The 19,193-nt window shown below is 57.7% G+C and carries 14 protein-coding genes and 1 tRNA gene; 7 read left to right on the forward strand and 8 right to left on the reverse strand.

Going from position 1 to position 19,193, the window contains the following annotated elements; all coding sequences use genetic code 11:
* The first annotated feature begins 77 nt into the window (after positions 1-77).
* Entirely contained in the window at positions 78-929 is an 852-nt protein-coding gene (locus GYN01_RS01270; RefSeq protein WP_203306478.1) for a CAP domain-containing protein, read from the forward strand.
* 89 nt (positions 930-1,018) lie between these two features.
* On the opposite strand, the gene mqo is transcribed toward GYN01_RS01270, so the two are convergent.
* On the reverse strand, positions 1,019-2,668 hold the full coding sequence (gene mqo, locus GYN01_RS01275) for a malate dehydrogenase (quinone) (RefSeq protein ID WP_048365361.1): 1,650 nt from the start codon (positions 2,666-2,668) through the stop codon (positions 1,019-1,021).
* Positions 2,669-3,319: 651 nt separating this feature from the next.
* Between mqo and GYN01_RS01280 the strand changes: the two genes are divergently transcribed.
* From GYN01_RS01280 to GYN01_RS01290, 3 genes are all read left to right on the forward strand, one after another.
* Positions 3,320-3,940, forward strand: a complete 621-nt coding sequence (locus GYN01_RS01280; protein WP_203306479.1) for a hypothetical protein — start codon at positions 3,320-3,322, stop codon at positions 3,938-3,940.
* A gap of 79 nt (positions 3,941-4,019) precedes the next feature.
* Positions 4,020-4,394 carry a hypothetical protein gene (locus GYN01_RS01285; protein WP_048399365.1) on the forward strand — a complete coding sequence of 125 codons (375 nt, stop codon included), beginning with the start codon at positions 4,020-4,022 and terminating at the stop codon, positions 4,392-4,394.
* A gap of 3 nt (positions 4,395-4,397) precedes the next feature.
* Positions 4,398-4,580 (forward strand): DUF1289 domain-containing protein, encoded by a 183-nt coding sequence (locus GYN01_RS01290; protein WP_048365358.1) that lies wholly within the window; start codon positions 4,398-4,400, stop codon positions 4,578-4,580.
* Positions 4,581-4,632: 52 nt separating this feature from the next.
* On the opposite strand, the gene GYN01_RS01295 is transcribed toward GYN01_RS01290, so the two are convergent.
* Both GYN01_RS01295 and GYN01_RS01300 read right to left on the reverse strand, forming a co-directional pair.
* Positions 4,633-6,012, reverse strand: coding sequence for an NAD(P)-binding domain-containing protein (locus tag GYN01_RS01295; RefSeq protein ID WP_048399360.1), 1,380 nt, complete (start codon positions 6,010-6,012; stop codon positions 4,633-4,635).
* A 420-nt stretch (positions 6,013-6,432) separates the two neighbouring features.
* Complete coding sequence (locus GYN01_RS01300) at positions 6,433-8,625, reverse strand: GAF domain-containing protein (RefSeq protein WP_203306480.1); 2,193 nt, start codon at positions 8,623-8,625, stop codon at positions 6,433-6,435.
* Between the two features lie 241 nt (positions 8,626-8,866).
* Here GYN01_RS01300 and GYN01_RS01305 point away from each other — a divergent pair, with 241 nt between their 5' ends.
* The gene (locus GYN01_RS01305; RefSeq protein WP_203306481.1) at positions 8,867-9,337 is read left to right on the forward strand and encodes an FAD/FMN-containing dehydrogenase; all 471 of its coding nucleotides are present in this window, start codon (positions 8,867-8,869) and stop codon (positions 9,335-9,337) included.
* Positions 9,338-9,410: 73 nt separating this feature from the next.
* Here GYN01_RS01305 and GYN01_RS01310 read toward each other — a convergent pair whose 3' ends face one another.
* The 3 genes from GYN01_RS01310 to GYN01_RS01320 form a co-directional block, all read right to left on the reverse strand.
* The gene (locus GYN01_RS01310; protein ID WP_053221305.1) at positions 9,411-10,355 is read right to left on the reverse strand and encodes a hypothetical protein; all 945 of its coding nucleotides are present in this window, start codon (positions 10,353-10,355) and stop codon (positions 9,411-9,413) included.
* Positions 10,356-10,539: 184 nt separating this feature from the next.
* A tRNA-Asn gene (locus tag GYN01_RS01315) sits at positions 10,540-10,615 on the reverse strand.
* 65 nt (positions 10,616-10,680) lie between these two features.
* Positions 10,681-11,877 carry an amino acid aminotransferase gene (locus tag GYN01_RS01320; RefSeq protein ID WP_203306482.1) on the reverse strand — a complete coding sequence of 399 codons (1,197 nt, stop codon included), beginning with the start codon at positions 11,875-11,877 and terminating at the stop codon, positions 10,681-10,683.
* Between the two features lie 334 nt (positions 11,878-12,211).
* Here GYN01_RS01320 and uvrB point away from each other — a divergent pair, with 334 nt between their 5' ends.
* Entirely contained in the window at positions 12,212-14,227 is a 2,016-nt protein-coding gene (uvrB, locus tag GYN01_RS01325; RefSeq protein ID WP_048365352.1) for an excinuclease ABC subunit UvrB, read from the forward strand.
* Between the two features lie 137 nt (positions 14,228-14,364).
* The gene (locus tag GYN01_RS01330; protein WP_048365351.1) at positions 14,365-15,516 is read left to right on the forward strand and encodes an MFS transporter; all 1,152 of its coding nucleotides are present in this window, start codon (positions 14,365-14,367) and stop codon (positions 15,514-15,516) included.
* 78 nt (positions 15,517-15,594) lie between these two features.
* On the opposite strand, the gene GYN01_RS01335 is transcribed toward GYN01_RS01330, so the two are convergent.
* Both GYN01_RS01335 and GYN01_RS01340 read right to left on the reverse strand, forming a co-directional pair.
* Positions 15,595-18,012, reverse strand: a complete 2,418-nt coding sequence (locus GYN01_RS01335; protein WP_203306782.1) for a TonB-dependent siderophore receptor — start codon at positions 18,010-18,012, stop codon at positions 15,595-15,597.
* A gap of 146 nt (positions 18,013-18,158) precedes the next feature.
* Positions 18,159-19,136 carry a FecR family protein gene (locus tag GYN01_RS01340; protein ID WP_203306483.1) on the reverse strand — a complete coding sequence of 326 codons (978 nt, stop codon included), beginning with the start codon at positions 19,134-19,136 and terminating at the stop codon, positions 18,159-18,161.
* Positions 19,137-19,193 lie beyond the last annotated feature (57 nt).

The raw sequence follows: 19,193 nt of genomic DNA on the forward strand, positions 1-19,193 counted from the left end.
ATAAAAGCCAATCTCCCCTTGCCTGTACCCACGCCACATACCGCATCATGTGCGCATTCCGTTCAGAGGCATTGCTCATGCGCGTTCACTTCACACTTACCCGTTTGGCAGCACTCACTCTGGGGCTGGGGCTGGCCGTCCCGGCTATGGCCAGTGAAACGTCGCAGCTGGCCGAGTTGATCAATACGTATCGCAGTCAAAGTCAGAACTGCGCGGGCCAGGTGTCTCTGGAGTTACCACCGCTCGCCGTTGATCCACGCCTGATCCTGCCCTCCAACAGTTTTGGCGACCTGCAACAAGCCCTGAGCCGCGCTGCGTATCCGTTGGTCAACGTGCAGGCCATCAGCCTGTCTGGCCCCAGAGATGCCCAGGCCGCAATGAAAGCCGTGCAAGAGAGCTTCTGCAAAGTGGTGCTCGACCCGCAATTTGTCGACATCGGTATCAGCCGCGATCAGCGGGAATGGAGAATTGTGCTGGCGCGCCCATTGCTGACCGCTCGCCTGGGCGATTGGCAGGTCGAAGGGCAAAAGGTACTGGACCTGATCAACACCGCACGCACTCAGCCTCGTCAATGCGGCACCCAAGCATTTACCGCCGCTGAGGCATTAACCTGGAATGCCACACTGGCAACCGCTGCCCAATCTCACTCACGAGACATGGCCAATAACAATTACCTTGATCACAAGGATCGTAATGGCGGCACACCCGGTGATCGCGCTGAGCTAGCGGGCTTTATCGGTCAGCAGATCGGCGAAAACATTGCCGCCGGGCAAGACACCCCGAACAAGGTCGTAGAGGGTTGGCTGGCCAGCCCCGGCCATTGTGCGAACCTGATGAACGCGCAATTTCGTGAGCTGGGTGCGGCCTATGCCGTCGACCCTAAAAGTGATGCCGCCATTTACTGGACGGCCGTGTTCGGTACGCAGTGAGTGGGCGCACGGTCAAAAGAAGAGAAGGTGTAGCGAGGGCGTAACGAAAACAGTAGCCCCGCCCAACATCGTTGGGCGGGGCTGCTTTTTTACAGGGCCATGTCAGCCGCTGGGTTGCTTGGCGCAGGTGTAGCCGGCGCTTGAGCAGGTGCTTGTGGTGCTGCGGTTGCCGCCGGAATAGCCGGTGGCGGCGTCAGTTGCAGGGTTTCGGCCGTGTAGGCCCATTCCTGCGCAACGCGCTCTGGCGAGCCGTTCAGCTTGGTGCCGTAGCTCGGCACGATCTGGTGCAGCTTGGCCTGCCATTCAGGTGTGGCAACCTTGTCCTTGAACACGGTTTCCAGCACGGTCAGCATGATCGGTGCCGCGGTGGATGCACCTGGCGAAGCGCCCAACAGGCCGGCGATGCTGCCATCTTTGGCGCTAACGATCTCGGTGCCCAGTTTCAGCACGCCGCCCTTCTCTTCGTCACGCTTGATGATCTGTACGCGCTGGCCGGCTTGCCACAGGCGCCAATCTTCAGACTTGGCATTCGGGAAGTATTCTTTCAGGGCGTTGAAACGGTCTTCGTCCGACAGCATCAGCTGACCGGCCAGGTACTCAACCAGCGGGTATTGTTCGATACCGACTTTGGTCATTGGCCAGAAATTGTGCGTGGTGGTGCTGGTCAGCAGGTCGAAGTAGGAGCCTTCTTTCAAGAACTTGGTCGAGAAAGTCGCGAATGGGCCAAACAGGATCACGCGCTTGCCATCCAGCACACGGGTGTCCAGGTGTGGCACCGACATCGGTGGCGCGCCAACCGAAGCCTTACCGTACGCTTTGGCCAAGTGTTGCTGGGCCACCGTCGGGTTATCGGTCACCAGGAACGAACCACCCACCGGGAAGCCTGCATATTCCTGAGCTTCAGGAATGCCGGACTTTTGCAGCAAGTGCAGTGCACCGCCGCCCGCGCCGATGAACACGAACTTGGCGTCGGTCTGGGACTCAGTACCGTCTTTGAGGTTTTTGTACACCACGCGCCAGCTGCCATCTTCGTTGCGCTTGATGTCTTTGACTTCGCTCGACAGCTTCAACGAAAAGTTAGGCTGTGCCTGCAAATGAGCGGCAAACTGGCGTGTGATTTCGCCGAAGTTCACGTCAGTGCCGATCGGCGACCAGGTGGCTGCGATTTTCTGGTTCGGGTCACGCCCTTCCATCATCAGCGGTACCCACTTCTTGATCTGAACCGGGTCTTCGGAGTACTGCATACCGGCGAACAATGGGCTGGCTTGCAGTGCTTCGTAGCGCTTCTTCAGGAACTTGATGTTGTCATCGCCCCACACAAAGCTCATGTGCGGTGTGGAGTTGATGAACGAACGCGGGTTCTTCAGAACACCGTTCTTGACCTGCCAGGACCAGAACTGACGGGAAATCTGAAAGGCTTCATTGATTTCAATGGCTTTCGGGATTTCAACGTTGCCGTTCTTGTCTTCCGGGGTGTAGTTCAGTTCAGCCAGCGCCGAGTGACCTGTACCCGCGTTGTTCCAGCCGTTGGAGCTTTCCAGCGCCACACCGTCGAGACGTTCAATCATCTCCATCGAGGTGCCGGGCTCCAGTTCATTGAGCCATACGCCCAATGTGGCACTCATGATGCCGCCGCCGATCAGCAAGACATCGACCTGTTTGGTCTCGGCTGCGTGCACGGAGGTTAACCCCATGGTCAGCGCAAGGCCCAATAGGCCCTTGTTCATTTTTTTTAACATGTTGGAGTACCTAAGATAAAACATCATCTACCCGGCACGCGGTTCATGAGCGATTTCGACTCATCACAGGCGGTCTGCCTGTAATCGAGCCCTCAGGCCTGGAACGGGTAGATCGATAAAGGCCTATGCACACTATAGACCTCACGTTTATGTACCTTGGGTGCTGATCTCTTATTAATTATTGGCTTCAGCTACTTGGGTGACATGTATGTTGTGTGTCAGCTATCAGTGAACGCGGCCAACAGCAGAGTGAATCCGCCCAGCTCCTTCACGCCCACTGACCTTTTCGCGATTCCCTTGCCATCTGACCGCCCCGCGGTTCCTTCCAAGAAACCTGCGTGAACCTATCCATCCGGGGGTGGCCAGCCTCAAAACCGCGACATTCTACCTCAGGTAGCCCTTGAGACGAAAACGCATCTTTTCGCGTTTTTTGTCACGGCTGAATCGATTGCGAGCGTGATTTGGCGCAGGGTTGCCTGCGTGATTCAACGTCAATGACTGATCAGTCACGCCCCCGACCTTGGGCGCGATGCTTTGGCGGCATCAAACTGTCTGCCCACTGTTCAACTGCAGTGTCTGCAAAGGGCTTTTTTAACCCGCGAGCAAGCGGTAGCATTGCGCCACTTATCTGCCCCCTTCAAGGAATGAACTGTGCGCCTCAACGGCCCCTTCGCAGTATTACCCCTGCTGTTCGTCGCCACCTGCGCAGTGGCGAGCGCCGAAAAAGACAGAGTGTTCGTAGAGTCGCGCTGGTATGAACTGGACGACATCAAAGCGTACGTGAAGCACCACTCCCCCAAAGAAGTGAACTGGGTGTTTCCCTCTACACGGCGCTACATGCTTGAAGGCCAAGGCGTACATTCAACGCATTTGCCCGAAGTCGAGTTAAGCGAGCAAAACAAACAGGTCGGCAGCCGCAAAGGGTTTACCCAATACCCCGACAAACCGATGAACCTTAGCGCAGAGCTGGACAAAGCCTGTATGGCTGCCTTCAAAGTCACACTGGTTTATATCGGTGGGCGAAGTGCCCCCTTTGGCCCGGTCAACAAAAAACTGCCCTATGAAGTCGTGGGCATCCAGAGCCACGTCATGGCACAAGCCCCGCTCGACACTTACCACAGCCGCAAACGCAAAATCATTGCGCAAAAACCGCCCACCTCCAACGCACTGCTGTGCTCTGTGTACAAAATTCCGAAGAAAAATGGCCGTATGTATTACGAAACCATGGTGGTGCTGACCGCCAGGGCCGCCTACGGCACGGGCAAGTGGTAACGCATTATTTCCCGTGACCGGGCGTGATGTTTGCGTATGATGGCCGGCTTTCAAGCACCGCCAGCCAACAGGAACCTGCATGCCGCCCAACAAACGTAATCAGTCACAGGTTGAACAGCGCCTGATTAAAGCCCTGACCAAAGCCTGTGAAACCGCCAAAAAGCACATCGAAGGGTTTGTATGGCTGACCCACGCGGCCGATTACGAAACCTTCCCTGCCGGCTTCAAAGTGGTGTGGGTTTTCGACACGCAAGACAACAAAGACTTCGCACTGGCTGATGGCGCCGCCAGCTACATGGTCGACCTGACAGAAAAGGCGCTGAAAAACGCCGATGTCAAAGTGCGCAATGTGGCCACTTACGTGTATTACGACTCAGAAGAAGAATGCCAGCGCACCGACTCGGGTAATTGGCCGCAACGCATGGCGCGCAAGGGCGCCAATCGGAAAAAATAAGCCGTGGCCAAGGACATTGAAAACCCGTGTGTGGCCACGTGCCAGTTGAGCGGCGATGTGTGCGTCAGCTGCGGGCGCAACAAAGCAGACATCAGGGCCTGGCGGCGCATGAAGCGGCCTGAAAAAATGGCCGCGGTACAACGCGCCACCGCGCGCCTGAAAAGCCTGCAAAAAAAGAAGGGTTAAACCGTGTCTGGCGCTTTAAGGCGCCAGATGGCGCGTCGTTCAATCGCCCAAATCAGCGCTGATGCAACGCATTAACGTCACCTTTGCCCGACGTTTCGCGCAGGTACTCTTGCATCGAATCATCCAATGCCTGTAACCAGCGCGTGTGATGCGGCACTGCTGCCGTACCCGTCATGACAGAGCGGTAGGATTTATCGCGATAGCCCATGATGTCCCGCTTCTTGTCAGCCTTCCATTTGAGGAATATCTGATTTACGGCGTCGATATCAAAGGCGGGATAGTCCGTGTGCTCAATCAAGTGCCTGATGTAGTCACCTTGAAACTCGTACATCGACGCGGTGGATTGCAGCCCCTCCTCCACCTCACGCCAGCGAGCACTGTCAGCCTGCATCTCAGCTTTTTCAGGCAACGTGATGCGGCCCAGGATGCAGTCGCGCACAAACCAGGCCTGCGCGTCGAACAAGTTGAAGCTGTACCACAAGTCCTGCATGCCCAGGTAAATCAACTGCGGGTTGCGCTCCCAAATCACTCCCTTGTACAGCCCGAGTGGCCACAGACGATTACCTGTTTTGAGCGTCAGTTCATCCGCTAAAAAGCTGAAATGGTGCTGATACCCGGTGCACAGGATGATGGCATCCACCCGCTTGCTGGACCCGTCGGCAAAATACGCGATGTCGCCCTCAACCTTGCGCAGTAACGGGCGCTCCTCCCAACCCTTGGGCCATGTGTAGCCCATAGGCTGCGAACGGTAGGTACTGGTGATGGAGCGGGCACCGTATTTGTAACACTGCGAACCAATGTCTTCAGCCGAGTAACTGCTACCCACGATCAGCAAATCCTTGCCCTTGAATTCAGTGGCTTCGCGAAAGTCGTGGGCATGCAGAATGCGCCCCGAAAAACGCTCAAAACCAGAAAATTCGGGCACCTGAGGCGTTGAAAAATGGCCACTGGCGACAATCACGTAATCGAATGTCTCAGTCGTGCTCAGACCTTGGGCATAGTCATGCGCCGTGAGGCTGAACTGGCGCGAAGCCGGTTCAAAGGTGACGCTTTTGACCACCGTTTTGAAACGAATGAAATCACGCACACCCGCCTTTTTGACGCGCCCTTGAATGTAGTCCCATAGCACTTCGCGAGGAGGATATGAAGAAATTGGGCGCCCAAAATGCTCATCAAAGCTGTAATCCGCAAACTCTAAACACTCCTTGGGGCCGTTGGACCACAGGTAGCGGTACATGCTGCCGTGCACCGGCTCGCCGTGCTCATCCACCCCGGTGCGCCACGTGTAATTCCACATGCCACCCCAATCGGCCTGTTTCTCAAAGCACACCACATGCGGCATGGGTGCGCCTTGCTCATGGGCGGATTGAAAGGCACGCAGCTGCGCCAGTCCGGCAGGGCCGGCCCCAATGATTGCGACACGAATAGACATCGAATTCCCTCAACAGATTGAACACTGAACAACGCAAACCCCTGATGCGAGCCCCGTAAAAATGGCGCTGGCAGGGTAAAAATTCAGGCGATCAAACTGAAGGTGGAGGCACCGCGCGGCAGCGTTTGCCTGTTACAAGGGCGTCACGCAACGAAGTAGGTGGCAGGTGAAAACGCGTGGCCAGCGAATGACAAAAAGTGGTCACTAACACAGGCAGCGCCGAATGACGGGAGGGCCTTGTTCCATCGCTGCGTTGCGCAGGATGAAGGCCTGGAGAGTCAAAGATACGTGTGGTCTCATGCATCGGGCTTGGTTAGCCTCTTATTGGGTTATGGATTCCTTTTTAGCTATAACGGATGAAGATAGGGATTACAAGTTTGAAGTACTTTTCGTACATCTGGGGCGCCGATAAAAATGGAGTCAGCCTTTGAAGGTTATCTTTTCTAAAAGCCGTGAAATTTGTTCGATTGAGTAGGGTTTAGGCAAAAACTCGAAGCCCTCGTAGCCACTCAGCGCCAGCTCTTCGCTGTAACCGGACGCCAAAATGATCGGCAGATCCTGTCGCCGCTTGCGCAGCTCCTTGGCCATCGCCACACCCGTCATGCCGGGCATCACCACATCAGAAAACACTGCATCAAATGTCATCGCATCAGGCCCGACCATGCGCAAAGCCTCTTCGGCATGGGTGGCCCAAGCCGTCTCGTAACCAAGATCCTGCAAGATCTGGCTCGCGAAATGCCCCACTTCCAGGTTGTCTTCAACAATCAACACCCGGGGCTTGTTTTCGGGATGCGTCAACAAGGCAGGTGCGCCCGCCTCATGCTCACGTTCGCTGCGATCATCTGCATCGGCCAGCGGCAGGTACAGCGTAAAGACCGTGCCCTGGTCGATCACGCTCGTGACGTCAACGTTGCCGCCCGATTGCTTGGCAAACCCGAAGACCTGCGACAAACCCAGCCCGGTGCCCTTGCCCACTGCTTTGGTGGTAAAAAACGGCTCGAAGATTTGGCTCAGCATCCGGCTCGACATGCCGCAGCCGGTGTCCGCCAATGAAATGGCCACGAAACGCTCGTTGGAGCCTGCATGCCCGCGGATCGTCGGCAATGCGGCGCTTTCGGTGAGACGAAGCACCAACGTGCCTTGCCCCGCCATGGCATCACGCGCGTTGAGCGCCATATTGATCAGCGCCGTTTCAAACTGACTGCCGTCCGCGCGGATGTAACAGGCCCCTTGCGGCAAGTCGACCACCACCTTGATCCGCGCGCCGGTCATGGTGTCCAGTATGTCGCCGATGTTCTGGATACGCTGACCGGCATCAAACACCTGCGGGTTCAGCGGCTGGCGACGGGCAAACGCCAATAGCTGACTGGTCAGCTTACTGGCGCGCTCAACCGTGTCAGACACCGCATTTACGTAGCGCGCCCGGCGCTCATCCGAGAGGTGCGGCATGCGTAGAAAATCCACAGAGGAGCGAATGATCGTCAACAGGTTATTGAAGTCGTGAGCCACGCCTCCGGTGAGCTGACAGATCGCTTCAAGCTTTTGCGACTGATGCAGGGCCGCTTCGATCTGGAGCAAACGCGCGCTGCGCTCCTGCACCCGCTCCTCCAGTGTGGTATTGAGCTGCGCCAGCTCAAGCAACCCCTCGCGCACCAAAGCGTCAGCCCTGGCGCGCTCGATATGCGCCCACGAACGCTCCGTCACCTCACGCAACAACGCCAACTCATGGGCTGACCACTGACGGGGTGACCGATCATGAATGGTCATTAAAGCGGTTAAGCGCCCACCCTTGATTAAAGGCAAACAGATCGTCGCTTTCACGCCCAGCGCGGTAAAACTGGCAGCATCTTGCGCCGAAAACTCTTTCACCACGTCATTGATGACCAGCGGCTTACCCGCCTGCAATTGAGAGGCGGCCTGCTGACCAAAATCAGCCAGACTGTACTGGCCGACGATGGTTGTGGCGCCCTCTGACAGCCAGTTGTCGCGAATAAAGAAGGCATCCTGGTCCGCTTCCATTTCGGCATACGCACAGTGCGTGACGTGTAAATGCTGCGCCAGCATCTGCATGGTCGTGGCCAGGATCTCCTGCGCATCTGTGGCGTTGGCCACCGCATGGCCAATGCCGTCCAGCACAGCCAGACGCTGCGTCATATACACCGTGGCAGTGGTTTCGGTCACCGTATCCAGCATGCCGACGACCGCGCCATGCGAATCGCGGATCGGGCTGTAGCAAAAGGTGAAATACGCCCGCTCAGGCTGCTGGCTGCGCTCAATCATCAGCGGGAAGTTTTCGATATACGTCGCTTCACCGGCAAATGCAGCGTCGGCGATTGCGCTGATTTCACTCCAGGCTTCTTTCCAGACCTCATTGAACGGTCGGCCCAGCGCCTCAGGCTTACTCCCAAGAATGGGCACAAAAGCATCGTTGTAGAGGGTGATCAAATCCTCGCCCCACACAATTGACTGCGGAAAATGTGAGGCCAACATCAATGCCACGCTGGTTTTCAACACGTCCGGCCACTCAGCCAGCGGGCCAAGCGGCGTGCTGGCCCAATCATACTGTCTGATTCGCCCAACCATTGCGCCATCGTGTTGAAGCCAGTCAGTCATAACGCCTTTACCCTGAGTACTGCCATTAATCGTTGAATCGCCGACGATGATAAGTCAGGCACAAAAAAACTGCCCGACAAAGCCATCAGGCAAGCTCTCACTCTTTGTCACACATTAGACACAACACGACCGAGTCTCAGGTTCTACTGCGCGGGCTTGCGGGCTAACATGCCGCGCTGCGACTCATGGCCATCGGCCGTTAGCGATCTGAGTCAACATTGATGAACAGAGGGATTGAACGGTGAAAATTGTATTTGTGCTGCTGCTAAGCGCGCTCTCCATGCTAGCCCAGGCAGCTGACATCGGTGAGTCGTTGACGCCCTGGACGCTGAACGACCAATACGATCAGCCCTACACCCTGAACGAGCAAACCCGCATTCTGCTGGTGGCGCGCAACATGGATGGCGCCAAGCTGGTCAAAGCGGCGCTCAAAGACCAACCCAAAGGCTATCTGGAAGCGCGCAATGCGGTGTTTCTGGCCGATGTGCATGGCATGCCTTCGCTGATCGGCAAATGGTTTGCCATTCCAGCCATGCAAAAATACACCTACCGCGTAGTGCTTGACCGTGATGGCAGCATTGCCGCTCAGTACCCCGGCGCAGAAGACCAAGTGCTGTGGCTGCAACTGCAAGACAACACAGTGGTGTCACAACACACCTTCACCAGCGCTGAGCAATTGCAAAAAGCACTGCAAGACACGCCAGCCCAGTAAGCGACTGACTGCCCAGCTCAAAAAAAAGCCGCCAAACCCTGTGGATGTGGCGGCGTTTAGGTCGGGCCGTGTTTTAACCTTGCTTGAGTTCAAAACCACGCCCATTCCAGCTGTAACTTTCAACGGTTTCAATGCTCGGGCAGCAACGAGGGTCATCCGGCCCACTGCTCAGTGTCGTTACAGAGACACGCTGCACACCACCCGGCGTGATATCGGTCGCAGCGCCTGACACTGCCGAATGCCCCTGATACTCCCAGCCCGCACCCGAGTGGTAAAAACCCGCCAGGCTCTGGAAAGAGCCATTGCCGCCACCTTGCCCCTCAATCGTAAACAGCACCACCGCATCCGGCTGGCCGTCGCCATTGAGGTCCATGTAAATCACCTGGCGACCTTCGGTGTACTCAGCGCCACCGTCCTGAGTGGTGAGCGTAGAGGTCAGCTCCTCGATTGCCATTTGCAGCACATGATCGACCTGACCGGCGACAGGTGCGGCAACGGTGGGCGCAGCGATTACCGGCGCAGTTGCATCAGCCGTTGGCGCGTACTTGGCCGCACCTTTTTCCGTCAGGCTAAGGCCCTGCTTTTTGCCCTTGGCCACGAACTCGGCCATCAGCGCGCCTTGCATCTCTTTAAGGTCCTGCTCCGAGAATTCCATCATGCCTTTGCCGCTAAACGGTTGGGCGTCACCCAGAAACCAGCGTGAGAAAAACCCGGGGCGCACCGACTCCAACGTGTCGATCAATTGCTCGGTTCTTTGCTCAACCAGGTCAGTCCAGAGCGGGCCAGCCTCTTTGCCCAACGACTCGACCAAGGCGTCATCTTGAGCCAGCCACCCGGCTTTGACTTGCTCCAGCAGCATGATGTTGTAGTCGATGGTTTTACTCACACAACTGTTCGTGAAGTTGCCCATGCACTCCTGGCGCAAAGCATCACGGGCCATCGAAATCTTGACGTCGCTGTAAACACCGCAGCCTGACAACATAACGGTCAAACCAACCACACAACCTATGCGTTTCAAGGTGCTCTCCTTAACGCTCAGAAAAGCCTGAGCGACACTCCATTTATTCTGGGCACGGGGCCGCCGCCCGGTTTATCGGCAGACGGCAGCAAGGCTTGAGAACAGACAACCGAAGAGGCACCCCACCCGCTCGACAAATCGCGGGCAAAAAAAAGCCGCTATTGCTAGCGGCTTTTTTTGTATCTGGCTCCACGACCTGGACTCGAACCAGGGACCCAATGATTAACAGTCATTTGCTCTACCAACTGAGCTATCGCGGAATGGCGTCTATCTTACTGATATAAAAAGAGAAGTCAACACTTTGGATGACCTCTCTGTGGATTATTCAGATGACCTGAACAATCGCATCGGTAACGGCTTCAATGTTGCGCTGATTCAACGAAGCCACGCAGATTCGGCCGGTGTCGAGCGCGTAAATACCGAACTCGGCACGCAAGCGCGTCACTTGCTCAACGCTCAGGCCCGAGTACGAGAACATGCCGCGCTGACGCGCTACAAAGCTGAAATCATGCTCAGGGGCTTTTTTGGCCAGCAGCTCGACCATTTGCAGGCGCATGCCACGAATACGCAGGCGCATTTCGGCCAGTTCTTGTTCCCACATCGCGCGCAATTGCGGGTTGTTGAGCACCGCAGCCACAATGCTTGCGCCGTGAGTGGGCGGGTTGGAATAGTTGGTGCGGATCACACGCTTGACCTGAGACAGTACGCGCGCGCTCTCGTCTTTCGATTGCGTGATGATCGACAGTGCACCCACACGCTCGCCGTACAGCGAGAACGACTTGGAGAACGAGCTGGATACAAAGAAGCTCAAGCCCGATTCGGCAAACAGACGCACGGCCGAGGCGTCTTCTGCGATGCCATCGCCAAAGCCCTGATATGCCATGTCCAGGAACGGGATCAGCCCTTTGGCCTTTACCACGTCCAGTACGTTCTGCCAGTCGGCCGGGGTCAGGTCAACGCCGGTCGGGTTGTGGCAGCAGGCGTGCAGCACAACGATAGAACCGGCTGGCAACGCGTTCAGGTCTTCGAGCATGCCCGCACGATTTACATCGTGGGTCGCGGCATCGTAATAACGATAGTTGTGGACCGGGAAGCCTGCGGTTTCAAACAGGGCGCGATGGTTTTCCCAGCTTGGATCGCTGATCGCGACCACAGCACCGGGTTGCAGTTGCTTGAGGAAGTCTGCGCCGATTTTCAGCGCGCCGGTGCCGCCAACCGCTTGGGTGGTGATGACACGGCCAGCAGCCAGTAAAGGCGACTCGGCGCCAAACAGCAGCGTTTGAACCGCCTGGTCGTAAGCCGCAATACCATCAATGGGCAAGTAACCGCGCGAGGCATGCTGGGCAACGCGAATCGTCTCGGCTTCAATAACGGCACGCAAGAGCGGAATTCGTCCCTCTTCGTTGCAGTAAACACCGACCCCCAGATTCACTTTGCTGGTACGGGTATCGGCGTTGAATGCTTCGTTGAGGCCCAGGATAGGATCGCGGGGTGCCATTTCGACAGCGGAGAACAGGCTCATTATTACGGCGGCTCTGAATAAGGAATGGAGGGGGTGACAACGCTCCAGCCGATTGCACTAGAGCGGTGCACAAACGGGGAGCAAGTATAAGCGCGATCAGGATTCGGGCAACAGCCGATTCCCGGATTTGCCCAAGTATTTCAGTTTATTTACCGGCCACTGGTCTAATTGCAATCTTGATCCAAATAGCCGCGTCAGACGCACGCCTTGAAACAGTCGGCCACCAGCACCATATTTACCCGTATCCTGTTTTTTCCTGCGGCTTGCGTCGTGTGCAGTCTTTCTCGCGACTCTGAGGTCCATGCCTTTATAGACGCGCAACCAGAGGTCAGATATGTCCGATTTTCAGCTCGTTACCCGCTTTGAGCCGGCAGGCGACCAACCCGAAGCCATTCGCCAATTGATCGAAGGCATCGAGGCCGGTTTGTCGCACCAGACCCTGCTCGGGGTAACCGGGTCGGGCAAGACCTTCAGCATTGCCAATGTGATCGCGCACGTAAATCGTCCCACATTGGTGCTCGCGCCAAACAAAACCCTGGCCGCGCAGCTGTATGGCGAGTTCAAGTCGTTCTTCCCCAATAACGCGGTCGAATACTTCGTCTCCTATTACGACTACTACCAGCCCGAAGCCTATGTGCCCTCCTCCGATACGTTCATCGAGAAGGATGCGTCGATCAACGACCATATTGAGCAGATGCGACTTTCGGCGACCAAAGCGCTGCTGGAGCGCAAAGACGCGATCATCGTCACCACGGTGTCGTGCATCTACGGCTTGGGCAGCCCCGAAACGTATTTGAAGATGGTGTTGCACATCGATCGCGGCGACAAACTCGACCAGCGCGAACTGCTGCGCCGTTTGGCTGACCTGCAATACACCCGTAACGACATGGATTTTGCCCGTGCCACCTTCCGTGTACGCGGCGATGTGATCGACATTTATCCGGCCGAGTCCGACCTGGAAGCCGTGCGCATCGAACTGTTCGACGATGAAGTCGAAAGCATCAGTGCGTTCGACCCGCTGACCGGCGAAGTGATTCGCAAAATGCCACGCTTCACCTTCTACCCCAAGAGCCACTACGTCACACCACGCGAAACCCTGCTCGATGCGGTGGAGGGCATCAAAGTGGAACTCAAGGAGCGCCTCGATTACCTGCGCGCCAACAACAAACTGGTGGAAGCCCAACGACTGGAGCAGCGCACCCGCTTCGATCTGGAAATGATCATGGAGCTGGGCTACTGCAACGGCATCGAAAACTACTCGCGCTACCTCTCGGGCCGCGACTCGGGTGCCGCACCGCCCACCCTGTTTGACTACCTGCCGGCCGATGCGCTGCTGGTGATTGATGAATCCCACGTCAGCGTGCCGCAAGTCGGTGCGATGTATAAAGGCGACCGTTCACGCAAGGAAACGTTGGTGGAATACGGCTTCCGCCTGCCTTCGGCGCTGGATAACCGGCCCATGCGTTTCGACGAATGGGAACGCATCAGCCCGCAAACCATTTTCGTCTCCGCCACCCCCGGCAACTACGAGGCCGAGCACGCTGGTCGGGTGGTTGAACAAGTGGTGCGCCCCACCGGCCTGGTAGACCCGCAAATTGAAATCCGTCCGGCGCTGACCCAAGTCGACGACCTGCTGTCAGAGATCGGTAAACGTGTCGCGCTGGGCGAGCGGGTATTGGTCACCACCTTGACCAAACGCATGTCTGAAGACCTGAGCGATTACCTGGCCGACCACGGCGTGCGCGTGCGCTATCTGCACTCCGACATCGACACCGTGGAGCGGGTCGAAATCATCCGCGACTTGCGCCTGGGAGTGTTTGACGTGCTGGTGGGCATCAACTTGCTGCGCGAAGGTCTGGACATGCCAGAAGTGTCACTGGTAGCCATTCTTGACGCTGACAAGGAAGGTTTCTTGCGCTCCGAACGCTCACTGATCCAGACCATTGGCCGAGCCGCACGTAACCTCAATGGCCGGGCGATTTTGTACGCGGACCGCATCACCGGGTCGATGGAACGCGCAATCGGCGAAACCGAACGACGCCGGGAAAAACAGATCGCCTTCAACCTGGCCAATGGCATTACGCCAAAAGGCGTGTTCAAGGACGTGGCCGACATTATGGAAGGCGCCACCGTGCCGGGTTCGCGCAGCAAGAAGCGCAAAGGCATGGCCAAGGCCGCCGAAGAAAACGCCAAGTACGAAAACGAACTGCGTTCACCGAGCGAAATCAGCAAACGCATTCGCCAGCTGGAAGAAAAAATGTACGCACTGGCCCGCGATCTGGAGTTCGAAGCGGCGGCACAAATGCGCGACGAAATTGGCAAACTGCGCGAGCGCTTGTTACAGGTTTAACCCTTGATCTGTAGTCGCTGCCGCAGGCTGCGATACTGTCCATCGCAGCCTGCGGCAGCGACTACAGAGAGTCTCCCCCCCCGCACATTCTCTTCGAACATCACCGCGAACAGCACCCTCGAACGACAAGGAAGCCCATGACTGCCGCCAACACCCAAAAGCCCTTTGTGCCGGGCCGGCTCGAACAGAGCTCGACCCGCATTGCCTTCTTTATTGCCGGGTTCGGTCTGGCCGCCTGGGCACCGTTGGTGCCTTATGCCAAAGCCCGTGCCGGGCTGGATGAGGCCACGCTTGGGCTGTTGCTGTTGTGCCTGGGCGCAGGCTCGATTCTGGCGATGCCGATTGCGGGCCTGCTGGCCACGCGGTTTGGCTGTCGCAAAGTCACCATTGGCGGCACGCTGCTGATTTGTCTGGCCTTGCCGCTGCTGGCCACCGCCAGCAGTATTCCCTTATTGATTGCCACGCTGTTTATTTTTGGTGCCGGGCTGGGCGGGGTCGACTCCACGGTCAACCTGCAAGCCGTCATCGTCGAGCGCGCCAGTGGGCGCAACATGATGTCGGGCTTTCATGGCCTGTTCAGTGTCGGCGGGATTGCCGGTGCTGCGGGGGTCAGCGCTTTGCTCGCGCTGGGTTTGTCGCCACTGTGGGCGATTGCAGTGGTGATTGTGCTCATCCTCGGCGCACTGGCCAAAGCCGCCCCGCACCTGCTGCCTTATGGCAGTGAAAGCAGCGGCCCCGCCTTTGCCATCCCCCACGGCGTGGTGCTGTTTATCGGTGCACTGTGCTTTATCGTGTTTTTGGCCGAAGGCGCGATGCTCGACTGGAGCGCGGTGTTTTTAACCACTGAAAAAAGCATGGGCGATGCCTATGCCGGGCTTGGCTACGCGGCGTTTGCCTTGACCATGACTGCCGGGCGCTTGTTCGGTGACACTGTGGTCAAGCGCCTGGGGCCGACACGCGTGATTGTGATGGGCGGATTATTCGCCGCGCTGGGGATGGGGCTGGCCACGCTGGCGCCGGGCTGGGAAGTGGCGCTGCTCGGTTATGCACTGGTCGGGGCGGGATGTTCAAACATTGTGCCGGTGCTGTACTCCGCCGTGGGCAAGCAAACCGTGATGCCCGAGCACATTGCCGTGCCGGCCATCACGACCCTGGGTTACGCAGGCATTCTGGCAGGCCCGGCCGCTATCGGCTTTATCGCGCATGCCAGCAGCTTGAGTGCCGCGTTCCTGTTGATCACCGCCCTGCTGATGGCCGTGGCCATCAGCGGACGCATTTTGCGGGTTTAACTGCACATCCCCCGTAGGCGCTGACGATCGCTACCGCGCACGGCTGGTCAGCGCCTGCGCTACCCGGCACTCGGCGGGTTAAAAACCGACGCTGGCCTGCACGAAGAACGTACGCGGTTCACCCAGGTACAACCCTGAGTTGTTGTCGCTGGAACGGGTGAAGTACTCCTGGTTGAACAGGTTTTTGATCCCCGCTCCGACTTTCAGGTTTGACGCTTCTGGCCCGAAGTCATAGCCCACGCGCGTGGTCCACGTTGCATAACCATGAATGTCGCCGTACTGGCCGTCTGCGGTCGGCTCAGTGATGTACACCCCGCCCGTTCCCGGTGCGCGCTGCTTGGACTGGGCAAACATGTCCACGTTGTAGGTCCAGCGATTGACCGCGTAACGCAGCCCCAGGTTGACCACTTGGCGCGAATACAACGGCAAGTCACGGCCTTTGAAGTTCAAAATGTCGCCTTCAGAAGTGGCCTTGGTGTAGGTAAAACCTGCATTGGCGGTCAAGCCGTCAAGGCGCGGGTCCAGGCTTGCCAAGTCGTAGTGAATCGAGGTTTCCAGCCCTTGGTGTTTGGTCGCGCCCAGGTTGGTCCAGCCGATGTCGTTGCTGATGTATTGCAGTTCATCGGCAAAGTCGATGTAGAACAACGTGACTTCACCGCCCCACACGCCATTGTCATAGCGCGTGCCCAACTCATAGGTCTTGGCTTTTTCAGGTCGCAAACCGGCGGCGGTCTGATCGCCGGTGCCGCCCTGCCCCAACTGGAAATACTGCAAGCTGCCAAACGAGGTTTCGTAGTTGGCAAACAGCTTCCAGGCGTCCGAGAGGTGGTACATCACGCTCAACGCCGGTAACGCTTCGTTGCTGTCGATGCTGCGGTTCTTTTCCTGCACCGGCTTGCCTTTGGCGTCCAGCACCGGGCGGTCGTGCCATTGCGTACTGATGCGCTCAAAGCGAATGCCGGGGGTCACGGTCCAGTTACCTACATCAATTTTGTCGTCGATGTAGAACGAGTTAGCCTCCGTGCCACCGGTACGGTCCTGATACACATGTCCGTCGCCTTTTGGCCCCACCACGGGCACGTTGTTGACCAACTGAAGTTGGCTGGCCTGCTCATGCATGGCTTCTTTGAGGTAGCGATAACCGACTCCGACTTCCTGCGTAACCGGCCCCAGCGTAAACACATGGGACAGCCGCGGTTCGATGCCGTAGGTGTGATAGTTGCGCGGATACGAGGCCAGCGTTTCAAGGTTGCGCGAGGCAATGTTGCTGCCACGAAAACTGTCGGTGTAATAGGTCAGCACTTCAAACTGGGTCTGATCGTCAATCTGGCGCAGGTACTTGAAGGACACGTCCTTGCGCCGTCCGCTGAAACCGTCATAGTCGCGCACTGACTGATACGGGTCGGCATCAAATTGCTTGTGCGTCAGACCGCCGGGCATGTCAGCGGTCGCATCGTAATAGTGAAAATTGAGGCTGAAATCGTCTTGATCGGTCGGGGCCCAGTGGGTTTTGAGCAACACGTCGTCAATGTCGTTGTCATTATTGCGCGCGCGGTAACCATCGCCCTTGACGCCGGAGTACAACAGCGCGGCACCGATGCCGTTGTCTGCCGTGCCGCCCAAAAAGGCCGTTTCCATGTGCTTCCAACCGCCGCGCTCGGAGGTTTCAAGCGTGGTGCCGACTTCACCCTGGAACGTCTCGGGAATGGCGCGAGTCACAAAGTTGATCACACCGCCCACGTTCTGCGGCCCGTAACGCACCGAACCGGCGCCACGCACCACATCAATGCTGTCCAGATTGCCCGCCGAAATCGGCGCCATCGACAACTGCGGCTGACCGTAGGGCGCGAACGCTGCCGGAATGCCGTCAATCAATACCGTGGAGCGCGGCGACAAGCGCGAGGTGAGACCGCGCACCCCCACGTTCAAGGAAATATCGCTGCCACCGGTGCCGTTGGAATCTTGCACCTGCACGCCGGGGATGCCTTTGAGCACATCGCGCACATTCATTGCGCCCTGCTCGACCATCGCTTCGCGGCGCACCACGGTGCGCGCACCCGGATGGTTTTGCACCACTGATTCGTTAGCATCGCCGAGCCAGTTACCCACCACTTTTACATCCAGCGGTGCCAGTTCCAGTGTGCCGCTGCCTACTGATGCGCTGCTCACAGGCGCTTCGCGCAGCGTCACCACATCGCCGCTCAACGCGTAACTCAGGCCACTGCCTTGCAGCAACTCGCTCAGTGCCTGTTCAGGTGACAGGTTGCCGTTGACCGCCGGTGCGTGTTTGCCAGCCACCAGCTGTGGGCTGAAAAACACTTGCAAGGCGGTCTGTTGTGCCAACTGGCTCAAGGCTGCGCCCAACGGTTGGGCCTGAATGTGAATGGCGCTCGACGCAGACTCATTGGCAAACGCGGCAGGCCCCGCTGCACTGACCGCCAGGGCCAGCGCCAAGGGCAGCCACCGCGCTCGGGGGGAGGAAAGTGGAGTACTCAGAGCTGAGTTGAACGAAGAAAATCGTCCACGGGAATTATTGTTTTTCACGTCGAGTCTTGCCCTATTGATCGCATCTTGAGTGCGACTGTTAATGCAAACCAGTCTCAGTTGTTCAAGAAGACGAAGAACTCGAAAAAAACCTGAATCTATCGTGCAATTATTTCCTGACTGCCATCGGTGTGGGTCTGGATAACCACCGGCAGAATTTTGGGCAAGGCTATGAGCAGCGCATCGGTGTCATCCACTTTGAACACACTCGACAGGCGCAATTGCGCCAGCGCCGGGTTGCTCACACGTAACGGCTTCTGGCGATAGCGCGATACCTGGGCCGCTACTTCTTGCAGGGTGGCATCGCCAAACACCAACTGCCCTTTGCGCCAGGCAGTCAGCGCCTGGGCATTCACCGCATACGCCGCTGCCACCTGCCCTTGCCCCGTGACGTAGGTGCCCAGACCCGCCGTCAAATTGACCTGCGCGTTTGCGTCAGCCCCTTGCACCTGCACATGGCCCGACTCGACGACCACTTGGGTTTGATCACCCTCACGGCGTACATCAAAGCGCGTACCAGTGACCGTTACTTGCCCCGGCCCAGCCTGCACGACAAAAGGTCGATCGCTGTCGTGGGCCACACTGAACATGGCCTCCCCCTGTTCCAGCTCAACATGGCGCTGGCGACGTTCAAAGTTGACGCGTAAGCGGCTGCGGCTATTGAGCTCAAGGTTTGTGCCATCGGGTAACGTCACGCTGCGCCGCTCGCCAAGGGCGGTAGCGAATTGGGCTTGATACCCCGCCGATGTGTGCTGATAACCCCATACCCCAGCGCCTGCGGCGATGGCAACCAGGCTGGCCGCCAGCCCGTAACGCACCACCGAACGACGTTTGAGCGGCGCTGCGGGCGGCTCACACAACGCCTGCAAGCGCGCCTTGGGCAATGCGTCGGTGGCCGACCACAGGTTCAGCAGCCATTGGTATTCCGCTTCATGGCTGGGGTGCTGCGCCCGCCATGCGGCCAATTCCAGCTGCTGTGCGGCACTCATGGCCTGCCCTTGAGCACGCGCAAACCAGGTGGCTGCGGCGTCACGCACGCTTGCGCTATCACAGCTACAGTCACGGGTATCCATCATGGAATCCTTACGGGGGCTGGCGGTAAACCGTTCAAGCCTGTCTGGCAACCTGACCTC

It is taken from the genome of Pseudomonas weihenstephanensis (genome assembly GCF_016812185.1).
GTDB classification, from domain to species: domain Bacteria; phylum Pseudomonadota; class Gammaproteobacteria; order Pseudomonadales; family Pseudomonadaceae; genus Aquipseudomonas; species Aquipseudomonas weihenstephanensis.